A 334-nucleotide genomic window follows, 5' to 3' on the forward strand; every position below is an offset into this window, starting at 1 on the left:
AATCGAAGGTAATGATCTACGCTTTCCTCACCTTAATCGCTTAGAATCAGATACCGATTGGTCTCGGCGACGACTAATACCTCCGGACTACCAGTACCACCTCGGTAGCCATGAAAGTTACACTCTTCACATCCAACCGCGCGGTAAAGCGGCGGAGCATTGTCAAACGGAACGCCGAGTAATTCACATTCACGCTCATCTGCAACGTGACCTGCTTTACAGCTATTAAATAAAGTACGTACCAAGCGCTGGGATAATCCCCCTAGTACTGAAGACGATAATAAAAACGTCTCAACGCCCATATCTTCCATACGATTGATTGCGCCTGAGGCGG

1 pseudogene is annotated in these 334 nt (G+C 47.9%); it reads right to left on the reverse strand.

The annotated features are described in order from the left end of the window. Window positions 1-35 precede the first annotated feature (35 nt). A pseudogene (locus tag CWB76_RS19935) lies at window positions 36-334 on the reverse strand (ATPase, T2SS/T4P/T4SS family); the annotation flags it as partial.

Origin of the sequence: Pseudoalteromonas sp. S1609, from assembly GCF_005887255.1 — a bacterium.
Lineage (GTDB): Bacteria > Pseudomonadota > Gammaproteobacteria > Enterobacterales > Alteromonadaceae > Pseudoalteromonas.